This is a genomic window from Metabacillus niabensis (assembly GCF_902829255.1).
GTDB lineage: Bacteria > Bacillota > Bacilli > Bacillales > Bacillaceae > Metabacillus > Metabacillus niabensis.
In genome coordinates this window covers 1-5510 of record NZ_CADEPK010000424.1, presented here as the reverse complement: position 1 = coordinate 5510, position 5510 = coordinate 1, and the positions used below count along the sequence as shown (strand labels likewise).

Below are 5510 nucleotides of genomic sequence, written 5' to 3'. Positions count from 1 at the left end.
GAGTTATACCCGTGGTTCCACCCTAGTTGAGATAAAAAAACAATCTCCACTCAAACAGATAACGCCTGTAACGTTCAACACCTACTAAACATATCGTTTTTCAGCGAGAAACCTAAGAAGTGTTTTTCAAAAAGTCATAATGGAGAAATGCTTTCAGCCTTAGACATTTCCTCTCTATCCATCTGTATTCTTATTTACTTTTCTTCCTCATTGGTTCTACTATTCATTTCTTATCGAATTTTATCTTATCATACGAATCTTTCACATACAATGTCAAGAACGATTTAAATGTTTTTTTAAATTCTTTACTTCTCTTAAGGAAATTCCAAATTCAGATGCTAGTTCTAAAGATGAATCATTTTGTTCTTTCGTTATAAAATCATGAAAATCGACACCAAATATATCGCGCTGTGAATGAGAGAACTCTGCTTTTCCGCTGTTTCTCATGACCTGTCCCCTTCCTTTTTAACAATGCTATAAATATCATTTCCTATATTGGAAGATTTTATTTAATTTTTTTAAAGGAATGTCGATATAAAAAAAGAAATGAATATTTACAGTTAAAGTTCAAATGAATCATTGTTTGACTGGAATGATTTTTAAATGTGAGATGTTCGTTTTCTTTAATGATGTACCGGAAAGGAGCCAACTTAGTGATTAAAAAAACGATATCTGTTCTCATTTGCTATTTCTTACTTATTTCAACCTTAAACGGTACTTTCCAAGTATCAGCTGCTTCAGAAAAGGTTACGATTCAAACAAACAGCATCAATGTTCGGAGTGGAGCAGGTCTAACATATCCTGTCATCGCTACTGTTAAAAAAGGACAGACATACGATTTAATTGAAAGTAAGGATGATTGGTATAAGATAAGGTTATCTGGGACAAACACTGGCTGGGTGGCAAATTGGCTTGTCAAAAAAAATAGTGATAGTAAAACTGAGAATGAGCATGTAAATGGCTCAACAGTTGTTTCAAATACTACCGGATTAAGGTTTCGTTCTGGGCCTGGAACTACGTTTCGAGTAATCGGTGTATTTGAAAGGGGAAAAGCAGCTACATACCTTGATAAAAGCGGTGATTGGATAAAAATCTCCTATAAAGGTAGTCAAGGTTGGGTAGCTTCAAAATATGTATCATATCAATCAACCACAGCATCAAATTCAACAGAAAGTACGAAAGGAAAGGTTGCAACCGTTAAGGCGGCTTCTCTAAATATCCGAAAGTCACCTTCAACAAGCTCTACTCGAATTGGTAGTCTTCAAAGAAACGCCAAGGTGACAGTTTTGAAAGAAGAGAATTCTTGGGTGCAAATACGTACATCAACTGTTAAAGGCTGGGTCCATAGTGATTATTTAAGCTATAATCATTCAAGCGATTCGGTCTCAAACACCGGTCCAGCTAATCAAAGTGGAACTGTTACAGCATCAAGTATAAATGTTCGAAATAGCGGAAATCTCACTGGAAAAGTAATAGACTCGATTAAAAAAGGAACGAGCGTGACAATTATTGAGGAAAAAAATGATTGGTATAAAATAAGCTATGGCTCAAACAAAACAGGTTGGGTAGCAGGCTGGTACATCTCACAAACAAGTGCCAATCAAGGAAATCAATCTTCAACTAATCAAAAAAAGAAGCAGGTCCAAATCATATATGATGGAACAAATATCCGTTCAGGATCATCAACTAGTCATTCCATTGTCAGAAGAGCTAATTTAGGTGAGACTTACGAGATAATTGAAACAGCAGGTGATTGGTATAAACTCAATCTAGGTAACAATAAAACAGGGTATGTTGCTGGATGGGTTGTCGAAGCTACTGGAGTTAGTAATCCAGTATCAAAGCCTGGTTCAGAACAATATTTAAAAAATCAAACAATTGTTATTGACCCTGGACATGGAGGAAGAGATAGCGGTGCTATTGGAATAAGAGGAACGTTAGAGAAAAAGATGACATTAACTACAGCAAAGCTTGTCTATGACAAGTTAAAATCAGCTGGTGCTAATGTTTTTATGACCCGATCAAATGATACATATGTTAGTTTAAATTCTAGAGTTAGTACGTCACATTATCGAAAAGCTGAAGCATTTATTAGTCTTCATTACGATAGCATAAATAACAGCAGTGTAACTGGAACTACGACATACTATTATCATTCCTTAAAGGATGGACCTCTTGCCTCAAAGGTGAATAACGAACTTGCTAAAAAGACTCAGCTCAGAAATAGAGGGACTAAATTTGGTAATTTTCATGTTCTTAGGGAGAATAAAGCACCAGCAATATTAATTGAATTAGGATATTTGAGCAATCAAACAGAGGAACTAACAATCAAATCATCTAGCTTCCAAGAGCGTACATCACAAGGAATCTATAATGGTTTAGCTCAATACTTTAAAACCAACTAGTTTTCTTCTTCATTTAAGTTATCGTATTCCCTTCTAAAGGGAATCTAAAATCCATATTTTGTATAAAAAAGGGTAGGCTATAATCTGTTAGCCTACCCTTTTCCATTGCTTTCAACTATTAAAGTAACTGGACCTACATTCGTAAACTGGACATCCATCATAGCTCCGAATATTCCGGTTTCTACTAGTATCCCTTTTTCTCTTAATTTCGTATTAAATAATTCATAAATAACGTTTGCGACATCCGGTTTTGCGGCATCCATATAATTTGGTCGTCTTCCTTTACGGCAATCACCATATAAGGTAAATTGAGAAACAGATAATACCTGTCCATTAACATCAAGTAATGAATGATTCATTTTTCCTGTCTCATCTTCAAATATTCTTAAATTGGCAACCTTCTCTGCTAAATATTCTGCATCTGCAGCAGTATCATCATGTGTGATACCTACCAAAACCATAACACCATTTTCAATTTCGCCAACTATTTTACCCTCTACAATAACCTTTGCATGTTTCGCTCGTTGAATCACAATTTTCAAATAAAACTCATCCCTTACAACATAAAATAACTATTTTTACCACAAAAACAAGTTGTTCATCCTGCTTATAAAACAATATTAACAAAAATTAATTCATTACTCGACGGACAGAATATATATCAGAAATTTGCTTAATTCTTTCTACTACTTTATGCAAATGGTTAATATTTGAGATCGAGATTGCCATATTAATTGTTGCTACTTTATTTCGATCAGATTTGCCTGAAACAGACGATATATTCGTTTTCGTTTCATTTACAGCCTGAAGGACTTCATTTAATAAGCCCCTTCTATCATATCCTAGTATTTCTATTTCAACGTTATACTCTTTACGGCTTGTTGATGCTTGATTTTCCCATTCAACATCAATTAAACGCTCTTTCGCATCCTCAGTATGGACATTCGTACAATCTGCACGGTGGACCGAAACACCTCGACCTTTTGTAATAAATCCAACAATTTCATCACCAGGTACAGGGTTACAGCATTTTGACAAGCGAATAAGAAGATTATCAATTCCTTTTACTTGTACACCTGCATCGCGTTTTCTTGATGTAGGTGATGTGACTTGTCTCGCTTCTTTTACTACTTCTTGAATATTTTTTTCCTGCTCTTCTTTATCACGTTGTTTACGCCACTTTTCAGTTAAACGATTTGCAACCTGTAATGCTGTAATACCATTGTAACCGACAGCAGCAAACATATCTTCCTCATTAGAGAAATTAAACTTTTCTGCTACACGCTGCAAGTTATCCGCTGTCATCACTTCTTTAATATCAAAATCAAGATTTTTTATTTCTCGCTCTACCATTTCTCGGCCTTTTTCAACATTCTCTTCACGACGTTGCTTTTTAAAGAATTGTCTAATTTTATTTTTAGCCTGGGAAGTTTGAGCTAGCTTTAACCAATCCTGACTTGGACCATAGGAATGTTTCGATGTAAGTATTTCAATGATGTCACCTGTTTTCAGCTTATAGTCAAGCGTCACCATTTTCCCATTAATTTTTGCACCGATAGTTTTATTGCCTATCTCTGAATGGATTCTGTATGCAAAATCAATTGGAACAGATCCTGAAGGTAATTCAATAACATCCCCTTTTGGCGTAAAGATAAACACCATATCAGAGAAGAGATCAATTTTTAGTGACTCCATAAATTCCTCAGCATTTGTTACATCATTTTGGAATTCTAAAATTTCTCTAAACCAGGAAAGCTTCTTATCAAGCGTTGTTTTTTCATCGACCTCTTTGCCTTCTTTATAAGCCCAATGTGCCGCAATCCCGTACTCAGCAATTTGATGCATTTCAAATGTACGAATTTGTACCTCTAATGGCTCACCCTTTGGACCAATCACCGTCGTATGAAGTGATTGATACATATTCGGTTTCGGCATCGCAATATAGTCTTTAAAACGGCCTGGCATCGGTTTCCAGCAAGTATGGATAATACCTAAAACAGCGTAACAATCCTTTATACTTTTTACAACAATTCGAACTGCCAATAAATCATATATTTCATTGAATTGTTTGTTTTGTAATACCATTTTTCGATAAATACTATAGATATGTTTTGGTCTACCAGAGAACTCAGCTTCGATATTTACTTCATCAACACGTTCACGAACCTCGCTAATGACCTGTTCTAAATATTCTAACCGCTCCTGGCGCTTTTTCTTCATTAAGTTTACAATACGATAATATTGTTGGGGATTTAAATAGCGAAGCGAAGTATCCTCAAGCTCCCATTTAATTTTTGAAATCCCTAATCGATGTGCCAACGGAGCAAAAATTTCTAATGTTTCATTAGATATTCTTCTTTGCTTTTCTTGTGGCAAATGTTTTAAAGTTCTCATATTGTGCAGACGATCTGCGAGCTTTATTAAAATAACACGGATATCCTGTGCCATCGCAACAAACATTTTCCGATGATTTTCCGCTTGTTGTTCTTCCTGTGATTTATACTTTATTTTCCCTAATTTTGTTACACCATCAACGAGCATAGCCACTTCATCGCTAAATTCTCTTCGTAAATCATCTAATGTAACGTCCGTATCCTCTACAACATCATGTAAGAAACCTCCTGCTATTGTTGCAGGATCCATTTCTAAGTCGACCAATATGCCAGCTACTTGAATCGGATGGATAATATACGGTTCACCAGATTTTCGAAATTGTTCCCGATGAGCTTCTTCAGCAAATTCATATGCACGTTGAATAAAAGCGGTATCTTCCTCTGAAAGATATCGCTGTGCCTTTTCAATTACTTGCTCAGAAGATAAAACTTGTTCATTTGCCATGGAATCACCTTTTTATTATGAAAACTTTAATATCTCCAAATTTATAAAATTGGAGTAACAAGACCATATCATATAATCCGTTTAACTGAGGTAAACAACCATATCTCCTACTTCTACTAAAGAAAAAGAAGTTGGTGCCGTTAAAAACCAGTAAATACACTTTAATCATTAGTAAGACAAAAAATATATGAATAAATATACTTCAACTTCATCTAAAGTCTTATATTTTTAAAAATTATCTTTTTTATAAACTTTACTATATTGTAA

The 5510-nt window shown here is 34.8% G+C and carries 4 protein-coding genes and 1 other annotated feature; of the genes, 1 reads left to right on the top strand and 3 read right to left on the bottom strand.

From position 1 onward, the window contains the following. Positions 1–220, bottom strand: a binding site (T-box leader). This feature is flagged as partial in the annotation. Between the two features lie 53 nt (positions 221–273). Further along, positions 274–447: a hypothetical protein gene (locus tag HU235_RS23305; RefSeq protein ID WP_170944491.1), complete on the bottom strand. Its 174-nt coding sequence runs from the start codon at positions 445–447 to the stop codon at positions 274–276. Positions 448–653: 206 nt separating this feature from the next. On the opposite strand from HU235_RS23305, the gene HU235_RS23300 reads away from it, so the two are divergent. Next, positions 654–2405, top strand: a complete 1752-nt coding sequence (locus HU235_RS23300) for an SH3 domain-containing protein (protein WP_174881759.1) — start codon at positions 654–656, stop codon at positions 2403–2405. A gap of 92 nt (positions 2406–2497) precedes the next feature. Here HU235_RS23300 and dtd read toward each other — a convergent pair whose 3' ends face one another. Together dtd and HU235_RS23290 are read right to left on the bottom strand one after the other, a co-directional pair. Beyond that, a complete protein-coding gene (gene dtd, locus HU235_RS23295; protein WP_095303145.1) occupies positions 2498–2947 on the bottom strand; it encodes a D-aminoacyl-tRNA deacylase in 450 nt (149 codons plus the stop codon). An 88-nt stretch (positions 2948–3035) separates the two neighbouring features. Next, positions 3036–5243: a RelA/SpoT family protein gene (locus tag HU235_RS23290; protein ID WP_095303146.1), complete on the bottom strand. Its 2208-nt coding sequence runs from the start codon at positions 5241–5243 to the stop codon at positions 3036–3038. Positions 5244–5510 lie beyond the last annotated feature (267 nt).